The 15,082-nt window shown below is 59.0% G+C and carries 13 protein-coding genes; 4 read left to right on the top strand and 9 right to left on the bottom strand.

From position 1 onward, the window contains the following. Nucleotides 1-242 precede the first annotated feature (242 nt). The 3 genes from BLU07_RS08865 to BLU07_RS08855 all read left to right on the top strand — a co-directional run bounded on the left by BLU07_RS08865 (nucleotide 243) and on the right by BLU07_RS08855 (nucleotide 3,294). On the top strand, nucleotides 243-1,577 hold the full coding sequence (locus tag BLU07_RS08865; RefSeq protein WP_092386126.1) for a CmpA/NrtA family ABC transporter substrate-binding protein: 1,335 nt from the start codon (nucleotides 243-245) through the stop codon (nucleotides 1,575-1,577). A gap of 98 nt (nucleotides 1,578-1,675) precedes the next feature. Continuing rightward, the gene (gene ntrB / locus BLU07_RS08860) at nucleotides 1,676-2,479 is read left to right on the top strand and encodes a nitrate ABC transporter permease (protein WP_197675116.1); all 804 of its coding nucleotides are present in this window, start codon (nucleotides 1,676-1,678) and stop codon (nucleotides 2,477-2,479) included. Between the two features lie 11 nt (nucleotides 2,480-2,490). Then, nucleotides 2,491-3,294: an ABC transporter ATP-binding protein gene (locus BLU07_RS08855; protein ID WP_092386122.1), complete on the top strand. Its 804-nt coding sequence runs from the start codon at nucleotides 2,491-2,493 to the stop codon at nucleotides 3,292-3,294. A 342-nt stretch (nucleotides 3,295-3,636) separates the two neighbouring features. On the opposite strand, the gene BLU07_RS08850 is transcribed toward BLU07_RS08855, so the two are convergent. Continuing rightward, nucleotides 3,637-4,653 (bottom strand): AraC family transcriptional regulator, encoded by a 1,017-nt coding sequence (locus tag BLU07_RS08850; protein WP_092386120.1) that lies wholly within the window; start codon nucleotides 4,651-4,653, stop codon nucleotides 3,637-3,639. Nucleotides 4,654-4,826: 173 nt separating this feature from the next. On the opposite strand from BLU07_RS08850, the gene BLU07_RS08845 reads away from it, so the two are divergent. Further along, on the top strand, nucleotides 4,827-6,860 hold the full coding sequence (locus tag BLU07_RS08845) for an NADPH-dependent 2,4-dienoyl-CoA reductase (RefSeq protein WP_092386118.1): 2,034 nt from the start codon (nucleotides 4,827-4,829) through the stop codon (nucleotides 6,858-6,860). Nucleotides 6,861-6,939: 79 nt separating this feature from the next. Here BLU07_RS08845 and BLU07_RS08840 read toward each other — a convergent pair whose 3' ends face one another. The 8 genes from BLU07_RS08840 to BLU07_RS08805 form a co-directional block, all read right to left on the bottom strand. Beyond that, entirely contained in the window at nucleotides 6,940-7,728 is a 789-nt protein-coding gene (locus BLU07_RS08840; RefSeq protein ID WP_092386116.1) for an SDR family NAD(P)-dependent oxidoreductase, read from the bottom strand. A gap of 21 nt (nucleotides 7,729-7,749) precedes the next feature. After that, the gene (surE, locus tag BLU07_RS08835) at nucleotides 7,750-8,583 is read right to left on the bottom strand and encodes a 5'/3'-nucleotidase SurE (protein WP_092386114.1); all 834 of its coding nucleotides are present in this window, start codon (nucleotides 8,581-8,583) and stop codon (nucleotides 7,750-7,752) included. 63 nt (nucleotides 8,584-8,646) lie between these two features. Then, the gene (locus BLU07_RS08830) at nucleotides 8,647-9,693 is read right to left on the bottom strand and encodes a phosphotransferase (RefSeq protein ID WP_092386112.1); all 1,047 of its coding nucleotides are present in this window, start codon (nucleotides 9,691-9,693) and stop codon (nucleotides 8,647-8,649) included. A gap of 114 nt (nucleotides 9,694-9,807) precedes the next feature. Next, nucleotides 9,808-10,572: an SDR family NAD(P)-dependent oxidoreductase gene (locus BLU07_RS08825; protein ID WP_092386110.1), complete on the bottom strand. Its 765-nt coding sequence runs from the start codon at nucleotides 10,570-10,572 to the stop codon at nucleotides 9,808-9,810. Nucleotides 10,573-10,670: 98 nt separating this feature from the next. Then, nucleotides 10,671-11,867 (bottom strand): acyl-CoA dehydrogenase family protein, encoded by a 1,197-nt coding sequence (locus BLU07_RS08820; protein ID WP_092386108.1) that lies wholly within the window; start codon nucleotides 11,865-11,867, stop codon nucleotides 10,671-10,673. A gap of 169 nt (nucleotides 11,868-12,036) precedes the next feature. Then, nucleotides 12,037-12,642, bottom strand: a complete 606-nt coding sequence (locus BLU07_RS08815) for a TIGR04282 family arsenosugar biosynthesis glycosyltransferase (protein ID WP_092386106.1) — start codon at nucleotides 12,640-12,642, stop codon at nucleotides 12,037-12,039. Nucleotides 12,643-12,769: 127 nt separating this feature from the next. Next, nucleotides 12,770-14,230 (bottom strand): LbtU family siderophore porin, encoded by a 1,461-nt coding sequence (locus tag BLU07_RS08810; protein ID WP_092386104.1) that lies wholly within the window; start codon nucleotides 14,228-14,230, stop codon nucleotides 12,770-12,772. 189 nt (nucleotides 14,231-14,419) lie between these two features. Next, nucleotides 14,420-15,082 carry a TIGR04283 family arsenosugar biosynthesis glycosyltransferase gene (locus BLU07_RS08805; RefSeq protein ID WP_092386102.1) on the bottom strand — a complete coding sequence of 221 codons (663 nt, stop codon included), beginning with the start codon at nucleotides 15,080-15,082 and terminating at the stop codon, nucleotides 14,420-14,422.

Raw genomic sequence — 15,082 nt, 5'->3', positions numbered from 1 at the left:
ATTCAAATGGAATATTCCTGCTTCTCGGAAAGGCATGTGAGTGCATCCATTGGCTGGATGGAGAGCATGCCCAGACTGAAATCAGTCCTGTTCAGGCAAGTTGGCACAAGCTCTGCATTGCGATACTCAGGCCAGCAGTAAGGCTACACATTGATTTTGGACAACGGCGTCCACTCCACCTCGATTTGCTCGAGACCGGAGTGCACGCCGTTTTTTTTTGCGTATTTGCAAGGGGTGCACTGATGGACAAGAGCAAAGAGTATTCGGCAAAAATCAGTGAAAATACGATTAAACGTCGTGATTTTCTGAAGTACTCAGTTGCCGCAGCAGGGGGTGCTGCGCTCTTGGGTGGCGGGATTCCCGGCTTGCGTACCGCGGCTTGGGCGGCGGGTTCGGATGCACCGGAAACCACCAAGGCAAAGCTGGGCTTTATTGCTCTGACCGATGCGGCGCCACTGTTTGTCGCGCTGGAAAAGGGGATGTTTGCCAAATACGGCATGCCGGATGTGGAAGTGCTCAAGCAATCCTCCTGGGGCACCACACGCGATAACCTGGTTCTCGGCTCCGAGCGCAACGGCATTGATGGCGCGCATATCCTTACCCCCATGCCCTACCTGATTTCATCCGGGGCCATGACTGCGAACAACGTCAAGGTACCCATGGTGATTCTGGCCCGGCTCAACCTGGCGGGGCAGTGCATTTCGGTCGGCCGTGAATACGCCGATCTCAAGCTGGGGGTCGACAGTACCCCCTTCAAGGCTGCGCTGGCAGCCAAGCGAGCAGGGGGTGATGAAGTACGCGCTGCAATGACCTTTCCCGGCGGCACCCATGATCTGTGGATTCGCTACTGGATGGCGGCGGGTGGCATCGACCCGAACCGGGATATCGCCACTATCGTGGTGCCGCCGGCACAGATGGTCGCCAATATGCGCGTCGGCAGCATGGACACCTTCTGTGTCTGTGAACCCTGGAACGAGCAATTGATCAGTCAGGGCATTGGCTATACCGCCAATACCACGGGTGAGCTGTGGGACAAGCACCCGGAAAAAGCCCTGGGCATGCGCGCTGACTGGGTTGAACAGAATCCGAATGCAACACGCGCCTTGCTCAAGGCGGTTATGGAAGCGCAAATGTTCTGCGAGGATCCGGCCAATGTTGAGGAGGTTGCCACCATCTGCTCGCGTCGCCGCTGGATCAATGCCCCGTTCGACGACATCATCGCGCGCATGCGCGGCACCTTCGATTACGGCACCGGCAAGGTGGTCGAAAACAGCCCGCACAAGATGCGTTACTGGAAGGACCACGCCTCTTACCCGTTCAAGAGCCATGACCTCTGGTTTCTGACCGAAAACCAGCGCTGGGGTTATCTGCCCATGAATTTCGATACCCAGGGGCTGGTCGAGCAGGTCAATCGCGAGGATATCTGGCGCGCTGCCGCCGCCGATCTGGGTCTGGGCAGCGAGCTTGTTCCGGAAAGCACCTCGCGCGGCAAGGAAACCTTCTTCGACGGCAAGGTGTTTGATCCGGAAAACCCCAAAGCCTACCTCGACAGCCTTGAGATCAAAGCCACGGCCTGAGGCCCTGGCAGGAGGATAGCCTGATGAATGCCAAAGCAAGTATTGAAACCATTAATAGCGTCGAGCCGGTTGCTGATACGGCCGCTGTGGAACGCAGCATGCCGGTCTGGCTGGTCAATGTCAGTCAGTTCCTGTTGCACCGGGCGTTACCGCCAGTGCTGGTGATTGCTGGTTGTTTGCTGCTCTGGGAGATGCTCTGCGCCGCTCCGGACAGTTCATTGCCGGCGCCCAGCCAGGTGGTCTCGGATACCTGGGAACTGATCGTCAATCCCTTCTATAACCACGGCGGTAACGATGTGGGCATGGCCTGGCAGATTCTCGCCAGCCTGGAGCGGGTAGCCTACGGTTATACCCTGGCGGCGATTGTCGGTGTTGCCCTGGGTGTGCTGGTCGGGCAATCGACCTGGGCCATGCGCGGACTGGACCCGCTGTTTCAGGTCCTGCGTACCGTGCCACCGCTGGCCTGGTTGCCGCTGTCACTGGCTGGTTTTCAGGACAGCAACCCGTCAGCCATATTCGTGATTTTCATTACCGCGATCTGGCCGGTCATCATCAATACCTCGGTGGGGGTGCGCAATATCCCTGAGGACTACCGCAATGTTGCCCGGGTACTGCGCCTGAACGGTGCCGAGTACTTCGCCAAGATCATGCTGCCAGCGGCTGCGCCCTATATTTTCTCGGGCCTGCGCATTGGTATCGGCCTGTCCTGGTTGGCGATTGTTGCCGCCGAGATGCTGGTAGGTGGCGTTGGTATCGGCTTCTTTATCTGGGATGCCTGGAACGCGTCGCTGATCAGCGACATCGTACTGGCCCTGATCTATGTCGGCATCGTCGGCTTCGCCCTTGACCGTCTGGTCGCCCTGATCGGTCGACTGGTTACCCGTGGCACCTCTGGCGCCTGAGGAGAATTATCATGAGTAACAGCTATCTGACCATTGAACAGGTCAACAAGCGTTTCAACACCGGTAAAACCAGCAATGATGTACTGCGTGACATCAATCTGAAGATCGAGCGCGGCGAATACATCTCGATTATTGGCCACTCCGGTTGCGGCAAATCGACCGTACTGAACATCGTCGCCGGTCTGCTGGATGCCAGTGACGGCGTAGTGATTCTGGATGGCAAGGAAGTCAAAGGCCCTGGCCCGGAGCGCAGCATGGTGTTCCAGAACCATTCACTGCTGCCCTGGCTCACGGTGTACGAGAATGTCGCCATTGCCGTCAACAAGGTCTTTGGCAGCAGCATGGGCAAGGCCGAGCGGGATGAGTGGGTGCGTTACAACCTCAATCTGGTCAACATGACCCATGCACTGCACCAGCGTCCGGATGAAATTTCCGGTGGCATGAAGCAGCGTGTCGGCATTGCCCGCGCGCTGTCCATGCAGCCCAAGGTGCTGTTGCTGGATGAGCCCTTTGGCGCGCTGGATGCCTTGACCCGTGCTCACCTGCAGGATGAGGTCATGCGTATCCAGAACGAGCTGAAAAATACCGTGATGATGATCACCCATGATGTGGACGAAGCCGTGCTGCTGTCAGACCGCATCGTGATGATGACCAACGGACCGGCAGCCACTATCGGCGAAGTGCTGGATATCGACCTGCCGCGTCCGCGTGACCGCATTGCCCTGGCCGATGACCCGACCTACAACCGGTATCGCCAGGCAGTCTTGCGCTTCCTGTATGAAAAACAGCGCAAGGTAGAGAAGAGCGCCGCCTGAGGCGCCAGAGAAAACCCTGTCGGAAGGCACAGCGGACTTTTCCCGTGGGACCGCTGCTGCGACAGGTTGGCCGGGGGGCCGCAGCATGGCAGGGGGTTGGCACTCTCAGCTGTGGCATGGCTAACATGGGGGAACTATAGCGCCTTACGGTCATCTGACTGTCATCAGCAGTATGTTAAACAGGCTGTGAACCACGGAGGTTCAGTGCACCAGTCAGACAGGAGATGACCGATGAATGACTATGTAGAAGAGCTGCTCGAGCAGCGATCCCGTGATGGGGATGATGTTGATGACGCCGAAGAGATGTGAATCCTTCGGCGTTTTTTTATGCCTGCCAATTGCTCATGGATCGGCCCGCAGTTCACTGCGCCGAAACTGCCCCGGTGGCTGCCCCGTCCAGCGGCGGAAGGCACGCTGAAAGGCGGCAGGGGATGAGAAGCCGAGCAGAAAGGCGATTTCACCCAGTGCCAGCTCGGTATCACGTATGTAACTCACTGCCAGATCCCGCCGGGTCTGATCGATAATATCCTGAAAGCGGATCTGGTCTTCCTGCAGCAAGCGCCGACGCAAGGTCCAGGGGGCCGTGCCGAGTTGTGCCGCGACTTGCTCAAGCGTGGGTAGCGTGCGGTGCAGGCGGGCAGAAATCAGTTCTTCGACCTTTTCCCGCAAGCGGCGATGACGCATCTGCTCGGCCAGCTGCTGTTCACAGAGCTGAATCAGGTGGGCATGAGTGGTGGCCGCACTTTGCACCAGCGGCAACTCCAGGCTGGCGCTGTCCCAGATCAGTTGATTCTCTGCCTGCTCAAAATGCACAGGGCAGCCGAACAAGGCTTCGTAGTCGTCAGCATAGGGCGGCGGAGCAAACTCGACGTGGACTTCCCGCAGACGCGCCTGCGCCCCAGTCAATTGCCAGGCCAGGTGAGCGCGTGAAGACAGCGCCGAATCGACCACAAAAAAGTTGAAGGCGTTATAGGGGCTGATTGAATAGAAGCGGTGCGCCGGTGCCGCAAAGGTAGAGTGCCCGCGGTAGTTCTGGCTCGACAGGCGCTCGAACCGCGTCAGTGTTTCCAGGGCCTGCCGCAGCGTGGGCGCGCATTGCGCGGCCATACCGGCCAGGCCCAGATGGCTGGGCTGGCTGAGTTGCCCCATGCGCAAACCCAGCGCCGGGTTACCGGTCAGGCGAATGGCTGCATTGCCCAGGCGCATAAAGCGCGGAATACTGATTCTGGCCTGTGGCTCGGCAAGCATATCCGGGGTAATGCGATAGCGCTGAAACAGCGGCCACGGGTCCTGCCCGCTGTCTTCCAGCGCCAGGCGCAGGCTGATCAGATAGCCTACCGACAGATCCCCCAGCTTCATGGCACACCCCTCGACATTATTGGTAACGCAAGTCTACTGCATTGTTAGCTGAAGTTATAAAAATGTTATTCAGGGTGATTGTTCACGTGCCGCAGTCGGCCTATTGTCTCAGCACTGACTCGATCGGCCACAACAAGGCCGGCATTTGACGCCTGATGACACCGGAGAGACCGATGAACGTGCAAGCCCGTTATCCTCACTTGTTGGCCCCGCTTGACCTGGGCTTTACCACCCTGCGCAACCGTTCCCTGATGGGCTCCATGCACACGGGCCTGGAAGAGCGCCCCCACGGGTTTGAGCGCATGGCCGCCTATTTTGCAGAACGCGCCAAGGGCGGCGTAGGCCTGATCGTGACCGGCGGCATCGGCCCGAATGAAGAGGGTAGCGTTGGCAAGGGCGCAGCCAAGCTGACCACACCGGAAGAAGCCGAGCATCACACCCTGGTCACCAAGGCCGTGCATGAGGCGGGCGGCAAGATCTGCATGCAGATTCTGCACGCCGGGCGCTATGCCTATACCCCGGATCTGGTCTCTGCCAGTGCAGTGCGCGCGCCGATCAATCCCTTTACCCCCAAAGAGCTGGATGAGGCGGGTATCGAGAAGCAGATCAATGATTTCGTCAATTGCGCCAAGCTGGCTCAGCAGGCTGGCTACGATGGCGTCGAGATCATGGGATCGGAAGGCTATTTCATCAACCAGTTCCTGGTCAGTCACGTCAACAAGCGCACCGACCGCTGGGGCGGCAGCTATGAAAACCGCATGCGCCTGCCGGTCGAGATCGTGCGCCGGGTGCGCGAAGGCGTGGGTGCCAATTTCATCATTATCTATCGCCTGTCGATGCTCGACCTGATCGAAGATGGCAGCACCTGGGATGAAGTCGTCATGCTGGCCAAGGCCATCGAAAAGGCCGGCGCGACCATCATCAATACCGGGATTGGCTGGCACGAAGCGCGTATCCCGACCATTGCCACCAAGGTGCCGCGTGGCGCCTTTACCAAGGTAACGGCCAAGCTCAAGGGCGAAGTATCGATTCCCCTGGTCACCACCAACCGCATCAATACCCCGGAAGTGGCGGATCAGGTGCTGGCCGATGGGGATGCCGACATGATCTCCATGGCGCGTCCCTTCCTGGCGGATCCTGAATTTGTGCTCAAGGCCGCGGAAGGCCGCGCCGATGAGATCAATACCTGTATTGGCTGCAACCAGGCCTGTCTGGATCATACCTTTGGCGGCAAGCTGACCAGCTGCCTGGTCAATCCACGTGCCTGTCACGAGACCGAGCTGAACTATATCCCCACCACCCAGGTGAAGAAGCTGGCTGTCGTAGGTGCCGGGCCGGCCGGTCTGGCTGCGGCAACCATTGCCGCCGAGCGCGGGCACAGCGTGACCCTGTTCGATGCAGCCGACGAGATTGGCGGTCAGTTCAATATCGCCAAGCGCATTCCGGGCAAGGAAGAGTTCTACGAAACCCTGCGCTATTTCAGCAAGATGATCAGCAAGCACGGCGTGCAGCTGGCGCTGGGCAAGCGGGTAACCGCAGAAGACCTGAAAGACTTTGACGAAGTAATTCTGGCCACCGGTATTGTGCCGCGCACGCCGGAGATTCCGGGTATCGAGCATGCCAAGGTCATCAGCTACCTGGATGCGATTCTCGAGCGCAAGCCGGTGGGCGACAAGGTGGCCGTGATCGGTGCCGGCGGTATTGGTTTTGACGTGTCCGAGTTCATTACCCACGCCGGTGAAAGCCCGAGCCAGAACAATGAGCTGTTCTGGAAAGAGTGGGGGATTGATCCGGCCATCGAAGCCCGTGGTGGTATCAAGGGCGTGCAAGCGCACCCGCATCCGCCGGCACGCGACGTCTTCCTGCTGCAGCGCAAGGACACCAAGGTCGGCAGTGGCCTGGGCAAGACCACGGGCTGGATTCACCGTACCGGCCTGAAAAACAAGCAGGTGAAAATGCTCAACAGCGTCAGCTATGAAAAAATTGACGATCAGGGCCTGCACGTCCGCGTTGCCGATGGCGAGCCTCAGGTATTGCCGGTGGATACCATTATCGTCTGTGCCGGGCAGGAGTCACTGCGCGAATTGCAGGCCGGTATCGAGTCACTGGGCAAGCCGGTGCACTTGATTGGTGGTGCGGATGTTGCCGCCGAGCTGGATGCCAAGCGGGCGATTGATCAGGGTGCGCGCCTGGCGGCCGCCATCTGAGTCAGCTGGCTTGTGCTGCGAGTGACAAGCCGGCTGCCCGCCGGGCCTCCAGGGCCCCGGCGGGCAGAGTCGGTTGCAGTTATACCTTCATGCCCGGTAAATTCAGCGAAGCGGTATTGCCCCCATCTACCGCCAGGGCCTGACCGGTGACATAGCTTGCATCATCACTGGCAAGGAAGGCGATGGCCCCGGCAATTTCATCAGGGCGTCCATAGCGACGCAGTTCGCAGCGGGCGCCGAGCTTCTGTTCCTTGTTGTTGGAGCGGGCGTAGTCGAACACCGGCTTGGTCATGCCGGTCTCTACCAGCCCCGGGCACACGGCATTGACGCGAATCCCCAGGCCGCCAAGATCACAGGCGCTGGTCATGGTGAAGTTGATCACCCCGGCCTTGGAGGCGCTGTAGGCGTTGCCGCCGGCACCGGAACGAATACCGGCAACCGAGGCGGTATTGACGATGGCGCCCTGGCCCTGTTTTTCCATCTGCCGCGAAGCGTATTTGGTGAACAGCATGACGCCATACAGGTTGACGCTGATAATCTTCTGCCAGATGTCCAGACTCTGTTCCTGCGCGGTACTGTAATCGCCACCGGCTACCCCGGCGTTGTTGCACAGCACATCCAACTGACCGTAGTGGGCGATGGTATCGGCGACACATTGCTCCACTGCCGCCTCTTCGGCAACGTTCATGGCGCGGGTCAGGGCTTCACTGCCGGCGGGCAGGTCAGCGACCGTTTGCGCCAGACCTTCTTCATTCAGGTCGACCAGCATCAGGCGGGCACCTTCGGCGGCCAGGCGTTTGGCCGTGGCGCGGCCGATACCGCTGCCTGCCCCGGTAATCAGGGCAATCTTGTTCTCGAAACGTTGCATACAGGCTCCTTGAAAGGCGTGTCAGTGATCAATGCTTACTTCGTCAGTGTGGCCATCATCTGACTCGGGGTCGGCAATGCCGAGGTTTTTCGCCAGGGTCTGACTGTCGATCTGCCAACTGGCAATATCACGCTCGAAACGCAGCGGTGAAATGCTGATACGTCCGGCACGCAGGGCACCCACGTCGGTATCCAGGCCGGTGACCTTTTCGGTTTGGCGCTGGAAGCCGAGCCAGTAGTAAGGCACGTCGCGGGTATCGCGACGGCTTTCGATATTGATGCCACCGATGCTGCCGGCGCGGGCGCGGCAAACAGCAACACCGGTGACTTTTTCCGGCGGTCGCGCGGGGAAGTTGATATTCATTGCACAGTCAGCCGGCCAGCCCTTTTTCAGCAGCTCACGGATCACGCCGGCGCCATACTCACGGGCGGTTTCCCAATGCACCGGCAGGCCCTTGTGATAGGCCTGGGACAGGGCAATCGAGGGAATATTCAGCAAGGTGCCGGTGAGGGCGCCACCGATGGTGCCGGAATAGGCGACAGAGTCACTGATATTGGCGCCATTGTTGACCCCGGAGAGAATCAGGTCAGGGGCTTCCGGCATCAGCTCGCTGACGCCGAGCAGCACGCAATCACTCGGTGTGCCACTGACACTGAAGCGACGCTCGTCGAAATGATGCACACGCAGCGGCTGATGCAGCGAGATCGACATGGAGACGCCGCTCTGGTCCAGGTCGGGCGACACCACCCAGACTTCTTCGGCAATCTGCTCGGCGATCTCTTCCATCACCTTGAGACTGGGGCCACGCCAGCCGTCGTCATTGGTCAACAGGACGCGTTTGATCGGTTTGCTCATGGTTTGCTCGTTTCCGGCGGAATGTCAGACAGGTGTCCGATGCTATCGGACACCTGCTACAGGTTAGCGTTGGGCGATGTCCCAGCCAATATCGGCCAGCAGGCTGGCACGCTTGCCGACGTCCAGCGCATCGGCGTTACTGGCGTTGCCTTGCAGGGCGCGGTGGTAAACCCCTTGCACAATGGCCGCCAGGCGGAACAGGGAGAAGGCGAGGAAGAAGTTCCAGTCGGGAATGTCGCTGCGTCCGGTGTATTCGCAGTACCAGTCGAGCACCTGCTGCTCTTCCGGCACATTCAAGGCTTTCAGATCCAGCCCCTGCATACCGCGCATGCCTTCAACACTGGATGGCTGATGGTAGGGCAGGCAGCAGTAAGCCAGATCCGACAGCGGATGGCCGAGGGTGGCCAGTTCCCAGTCGAGAATGGCGACCACTTCCGGCTGTTCGGGATGCAGGATCAGGTTGCCGATACGGAAGTCGCCGTGGGCAATGGTGGTGTGGTCATCCTGAGGGGCGTTCTCGGGCAGCCAGGCCATCAGCGCGTCCATCGACGGCATGTCCCCGGTGCGGCTGGCTTCAAACTGGCCGCTCCAGCGCTTGATCTGACGAGCGACATAGCCATCCGGCTTGCCATAACCTTCCAGCCCGGCGGCTTTCCAGTCGACGTTGTGCAGCCTGGCCATGGTCTGGATCATGGACTGATGAATCGGCATGCGCTGTTCGGGGCTGACATCGGGCAGCAACGGCTGCGAATACACGCGGCCTTCTACGTGATCCATGATGTAGAAATTGGTGCCGATCACCTCGGGGTCTTCACACAGCAATTGCGCCTTGGGGACCGGAACGCCGGTGTCGCCGAGGGCGTTGATCACCTGAAACTCGCGCTCGACCATATGTGCCGAGGGCAGCAGTTTGCCCGGTGGCTTCTTGCGCAGAACATAGCGTTTTTCGCCGATTTCCAGCAGGAAGGTGGGGTTGGACTGGCCACCCTGGAACTGGGTGATATGAATACCTTTGTCGACATCCGGCAGTTTGCCCTTGAGATAGCTGGCCAGTTTGGCCTCGTCGAAGCGGTGCGCAGGCAAGACGTCAATCAGGGTGGCTTCGCTCATCTTGAAGATCCCGTAGTTAATTATTGGATGACTGGAAACAATCTTATGGTTAGAAAATAACACGCCAGACAGGTGTCTGGCGTGAACAACAGCTTGCTGAATCCATCGTTATCATCAGGTGATGGTATCGCCACCATCAGCAACGATGGTTTGCCCGGTGACATAGGCACCGGCTGCCGAAGCGAGGAACAGCGCCACCCCTGCGATATCAACCGGCTCGCCGACACGGCGCAGCGGCAGCTTTTCTTCCACGCGTTGCAGGCGAGCAGGGTCATCCAGCAATGCCTGGGCAAAATCGGTACGAATCAGCCCCGGTGCGATGCTGTTGACGCGGATATTCTGCGGGCCCCATTCCAGCGACAGGTTGCGTGCCAGTCCGGCTTCGGCGGCCTTGGACATGCCATAGACCCCGATGTTGGCGCTGGCGCGCAGGCCGGCAATGCTGGACAGCAGTACAATGCTGCCACCACCTTGCTTGACCATATGCGGGATGGCCATATTGCACAGCCAGAAGGTGCCCTTGACGTTGGTGCCCATGATCTTGTCAAAGGCCTCATCACTGACGTTGTGCGTCGGGCCATAGACCGGGTTGGTAGCGGCGTTGCAGACCAGAATATCAATCTGGCCATAGGCTTCCAGGGTCTTGTCGACCAGATTCTGCAGTTGCGCCTTGTCACCCACGTGACAGGCAACCGGCAGGGCATCAAAGCCTTGCGCCTGGAGTTCACTGGCGACCTGTTCGCACATGTCCGCCTTGCGGCTGGAGATAACCACCTTGGCCCCGGCTTTGGCATATTCCTCGGCAATGGCTTTGCCGATGCCTTTGGTCGAGCCGGTGATGATGGCGACCTTGTCGGTCAGATCAAACAGCTTGCTCATAAAAAAACCTCGCTGCGCTTGAGCTGCACGTTACAAGCGACAAGCTGCAAGCCAGGTGAAACCCGCTTGCAGCTAGAAGCTTGTCGCATGCGGCTGTTTTAGAGGTACTGCCCCATTTCCAGCTTGGCGATGGTGTTCAGGTGTACTTCATCCGGACCGTCGGCCAGACGCAGGGTGCGCGCCTTGGCATAGGCGGAGGCGAGGAAGCTGTCCTGACAGACACCCTTGGCACCGTGGATCTGGATGGCACGATCGATCACGTTGCACAGCATGGTCGGAGCCACAGCCTTGATCATGGCGATCTGTTGGCGGGCAACCTTGTTGCCGTGCAGGTCCATGCTGCGTGCTGCGTGCAGGGTCAGCAGGCGGGCCTGATCGATTTCGCAACGCGATTTGGCGATCATTTCCGGTACGCTGCCGAGGCGGTACATGGGCTTGCCGAAGGCAACCCGATCAGCGGCACGGCGGCACATGGCTTCCAGTGCGCGTTCGGCCTGACCGATGGCACGCATGCAATGGTGAATACGGCCTGGCCCGAGGCGACCCTGGGCAATTTCAAAGCCGCGGCCTTCGCCGAGCAGCATGTTCGAAGCGGGTACCCGCACATTGGTGTACTCGATTTCGGCATGGCCGTGCGGCGCATGGTCATAACCGAAGACATGCAGATCACGGACGATTTTCACACCGGGGGTGTCCAGCGGTACCAGGATCATGCTCTGTTGCAGGTGCTTGGGCGCATCCGGGTTGGTCTTGCCCATGACGATGGCAATCTTGCAGTGTTCGTTCATCGCCCCGGAGGACCACCACTTGGTACCGTTGATGACGTACTCGTCGCCTTCACGGCGAATTTCGCACTCGATGTTGGTGGCGTCGGATGAGGCGACATCGGGCTCGGTCATGGAGAAGCAGGAGCGGATTTCACCGGCCAGCAGCGGCTTGAGCCAGCGCTCTTTCTGCTCGTCGTTGCCGTAGCGCTCGATGGTTTCCATATTGCCGGTATCGGGCGCGTTGCAGTTGAACACTTCACCGGCAAAGGATACCCGGCCCATGAGTTCGCACAGGTGGGCGTACTCTTCGTTGTTCAGACCGGCGCCACGCTCGGAGTGGGGCAGAAACAGGTTCCACAGACCCTGGCTTTTGGCTTTGGCTTTCAGCTCTTCCAGAATCGGCGGATGGCCCCATTTGTTCTGTTTGACCTGCTCGTAGAACACTTTTTCGTTGGGGTAGATGTGTTCATCCATAAAGGCCTGGATCTGTTGCTTCAGTTCCTTGACGCGGGGGCTGAGTTCGAACATGGGGCGTCCTTTTATCAATCAGTGAGTGATGGTAGGTCGACAGGCCGTTACCGGGCTCGACATTGATAGCGACCATATAGTCACTGAGACAATAGATGAACTATGTCCCATGGATGGAATAGCTTTGCATAAGCAAGTGTGATGGAAGGGGTGGGCAATTATTGACGACTCATGACTCGCCTTGGTCATCCAGCTGCAAACGCGACAGGTCTTCGGGTTCATCCAGATCCCACAGGGTCGGGCCAAGCCAACAATTCAGACCGGCCGCATGCAGGCGCTGTCGGCTTTGCGACATGACGTCTGGCTGGCTCCAGCGCATGTCCGCAAAGGGTGCCGGATGCGCGGATTGCTGGCCGACCAGTACATAGCCGCCATCTTCGCTGGGCAGAAAGACACTGTGGTGACGGGCCAGCGCCTCGGCTGCCTGTTGCAGATGGCTGCAATCAAGATCAGGGCAGTCAGTGCCGATCAACAGGGCACCTTCGGGGTGGTCAGACAGGGCGTTGAACATGCGCATGCCCAGGTCGTCACCGTGCTGGTTGCACAGTTGCAGATCGAATTCGCTGGCAAGTGCCCGAAACTCGGGATGGCTGCTGTCAGGAGCGCAATAGAGCACGCGCGGACCTGTCCAGTGGGCGGTCTGCTGCAGGGTATGGCGCAGAAGTCGTCGATACAGGGTGCAGGCCCCGTCTGCGCCCAGTGCCGGGATCAGCCGGGTTTTCACGGTAGCCGGAACTGGCGCCTTGGCGAAAATCAGTAAAGGCAGTGACTTCATGGCGTATGTCCATTCAGACCCAGGCGAAGACACCTACTCTGCCTGAATCAGACAGTCATCGATAGGGCGCGCCGGACTCCTGCGACATCTGTCGAACCGCCTCAGGAGTCACAGCCGGTTTTGGCAATCAGAAGGCGACGTTGGCCCCCAGGACAAAAATCGAACTGTCGGCATGGGTGTCACTGTGCGTTTCACCCGGTTGCATATTGCCGCCGCTGACAAAGTTGAGCGGGACATAGCCTTCGGCCCGAACGAGCTCGGTAAACATCTTGGTGCTGGGGGTCAGATAGGTTGACATGCCCAGCACCCATTGGTCCTGTTTTTCCCAGGGCGAGCCACTGGGGCCGGATTTGAAACGACTGAAATCAAGCGAAAAATTCACCGGTTGGCCGAATACACGCTGCTCTGTGCGGGTACCCAGGTTCCAGCTGCTGACCTTGGCGGCGGAGTATTGCGGCAGGCTGGGGTTGAAGGTTCCGGGCCACTCGTCCAGCGTCGATGCGTACTCTGCCTGAACGGTCCAATTGCGGTGATTCCATTGCGCATAAGCATCCCAGGCTGCGTTGCGGTCCGAGCACGGGTTGAAATGCACTACCGGGAAATCCTGGCAGTACGGGCTGCCCTTGATATAGGACGCGCCCAGCAGCAGGTGGCTGTCGGCAGACAGGTCCAGCGTATAGTTGAGATCAACGGCGAAATTGTTCAGTTTGCTGGGCACATTGCTGTCGTCCACCGGCATATTGGCAGCACGGAACTGGGCGCCACCCTGAATGGCCATGATGTCCAGATTCCAGCCTTCATGCATCCAGCCGATATTGGCCCCATACGCCAGGCCGCCAAAGGCGTGCCAGACTGTCGATGAGGTAAATGGATTGAGTGTATCGGTCAGGCCGAAGGGGGTAGTCATTTTACCGAGTGAAAAATAGAACGGCGAGTGATCCAGGTTGCCGAACAGCAGGTAGCCATGGCGCAGTTGAACCTGGTTGCGGTTCAGGTCGGTCGTTGTGCCGGTACCAAAACTCTGGTGCGGGTCGTAGAGGAACTCCATGTACGCGTTGGTCCAGTCGCCCAGAGATGCGGTCAGGGCCAGTTGCGCAGAATGAATGATGGCTTCCGAGACCTTGTCCGTGCGCTGGTTGTTAGCGGTCGGGTGACGCATCAGATAACCGAACTTACTCTCGGTGTTGCTCTTTTGATAGTTTGCAATGGCGTTGATGGCACCGCTCAGATACACCGTGTTGTCGGCCAGAGCGCCCGACTGCCTGCTACGCAGAATGTACTCCTGCTTGCGATTGATCAGTGTGGTCTGATCCAGCATGGTATAGGCATGTTGGTGATCGAGTTTGACGCTGGGTAGCTCGGGGCGGCTTTGCTGCCGGGCAGTTGCAATTGACTGCTGAGCAGGCTCATTGGGTTCCGACTGTCTGGTTTCCAGCTCGGCAATGCGGGCTTTCAACTGCTGGTTTTCTTCATCCAGACGCTCGACCCGAGCGGCCAGTTCTTCCAGCGTCATGGCCGGGCTTGCCAGCGGCAATAAAGCCAAGAGCCCAAAACCGGCGACAGTGGCCAACTGTTTTCCGTAATGCATTGTGTCTTCCTCGACTGAACTTCTGATACGGATCAGGCATCATCAGGCGGGCAAAGGGGGGGGCGTGCATCATGGCAGGTCAAGATAACGGCTCAATCCCTGTGCCGACACCAGAGTGGTGTCCTGTATTCGGCGAGCGATTATACAGATTACGTTAAATAATGCCATCCCTTCGCCAGCACACCTTGCTCAGCGATACCAACGAGCCAAGCGCTGCGGCGATACGCCAAGCCAGAAGGCCAGGCGCAGCCACCACATCAGGGCAATGGTGCGCAAGCTGCCGTTCTGCTGCCAACGCCGGCTGGAGGTGGTCAGTGCCGGGCGAAGCCGAGCGGGGTGACATATCTGCCGCAAGCGTTTGCTCAGTTCGATGTCTTCCATCAAGGGTATGTCAGCATAGCCACCGATCTGTTCGAACAGGTCGCGCCGGATTACCAGGGCCTGGTCGCCGGTACAGATGCCGGTCAGCCGGGAACGCTGATTCATCATCCAGGCCACCAGCTGCAACAGGGGGCTTGTTGGCTCCAGGCGAACATCGAAACGCCCCCAGTCAGAGACTTGCTGGGGAATGATGTGGGTAAAGTTGGACGGTAAACGGGTGTCTGCATGCAAAAAGATCAGCCAGTCGCCGCGGGCGACCGCAGCGCCGGTGTTCATCTGTTTGGCGCGCCCGGGCAGACTCTTTAGCACTTGATCGACCAGTGGCTGGGCCAGCTCGACGGTGGCATCGCTGCTGCCACCATCAATCAGAATAATTTCAAGCTCAGCGCCCCGTTGCGATTGCAGCGAGGCCAGTGCCTGTTGAATGCCGGCGGCTTCGTTGCGCACCGGCATGATCATGCTGAAGCGCAT

Origin of the sequence: Halopseudomonas salegens (genome assembly GCF_900105655.1) — a bacterium.
Lineage (GTDB): Bacteria > Pseudomonadota > Gammaproteobacteria > Pseudomonadales > Pseudomonadaceae > Halopseudomonas > Halopseudomonas salegens.
Note: the sequence above shows the minus strand (reverse complement) of the source record. Positions and strands in the feature narration are given on the sequence as shown.

Bases quoted from the DNA above. Each gene is read 5' to 3' on its own strand.
- BLU07_RS08820 (WP_092386108.1), bottom strand. From the start codon at position 11,867: ATGTTCGAACTCAGCCCCCGCGTCAAGGAACTGAAGCAACAGATCCAG.
- BLU07_RS08830 (WP_092386112.1), bottom strand. From the start codon at position 9,693: ATGAGCGAAGCCACCCTGATTGACGTCTTGCCTGCGCACCGCTTCGAC.
- BLU07_RS08850 (WP_092386120.1), bottom strand. From the start codon at position 4,653: ATGAAGCTGGGGGATCTGTCGGTAGGCTATCTGATCAGCCTGCGCCTG.
- BLU07_RS08840 (WP_092386116.1), bottom strand. From the start codon at position 7,728: ATGCAACGTTTCGAGAACAAGATTGCCCTGATTACCGGGGCAGGCAGC.
- BLU07_RS08845 (WP_092386118.1), top strand. From the start codon at position 4,827: ATGAACGTGCAAGCCCGTTATCCTCACTTGTTGGCCCCGCTTGACCTG.
- BLU07_RS08810 (WP_092386104.1), bottom strand. From the start codon at position 14,230: ATGCATTACGGAAAACAGTTGGCCACTGTCGCCGGTTTTGGGCTCTTG.
- BLU07_RS08805 (WP_092386102.1), bottom strand. From the start codon at position 15,082: ATGCGCTTCAGCATGATCATGCCGGTGCGCAACGAAGCCGCCGGCATT.
- BLU07_RS08825 (WP_092386110.1), bottom strand. From the start codon at position 10,572: ATGAGCAAGCTGTTTGATCTGACCGACAAGGTCGCCATCATCACCGGC.
- BLU07_RS08815 (WP_092386106.1), bottom strand. From the start codon at position 12,642: ATGAAGTCACTGCCTTTACTGATTTTCGCCAAGGCGCCAGTTCCGGCT.
- BLU07_RS08855 (WP_092386122.1), top strand. From the start codon at position 2,491: ATGAGTAACAGCTATCTGACCATTGAACAGGTCAACAAGCGTTTCAAC.
- BLU07_RS08865 (WP_092386126.1), top strand. From the start codon at position 243: ATGGACAAGAGCAAAGAGTATTCGGCAAAAATCAGTGAAAATACGATT.
- ntrB (WP_197675116.1), top strand. From the start codon at position 1,676: ATGCCGGTCTGGCTGGTCAATGTCAGTCAGTTCCTGTTGCACCGGGCG.
- surE (WP_092386114.1), bottom strand. From the start codon at position 8,583: ATGAGCAAACCGATCAAACGCGTCCTGTTGACCAATGACGACGGCTGG.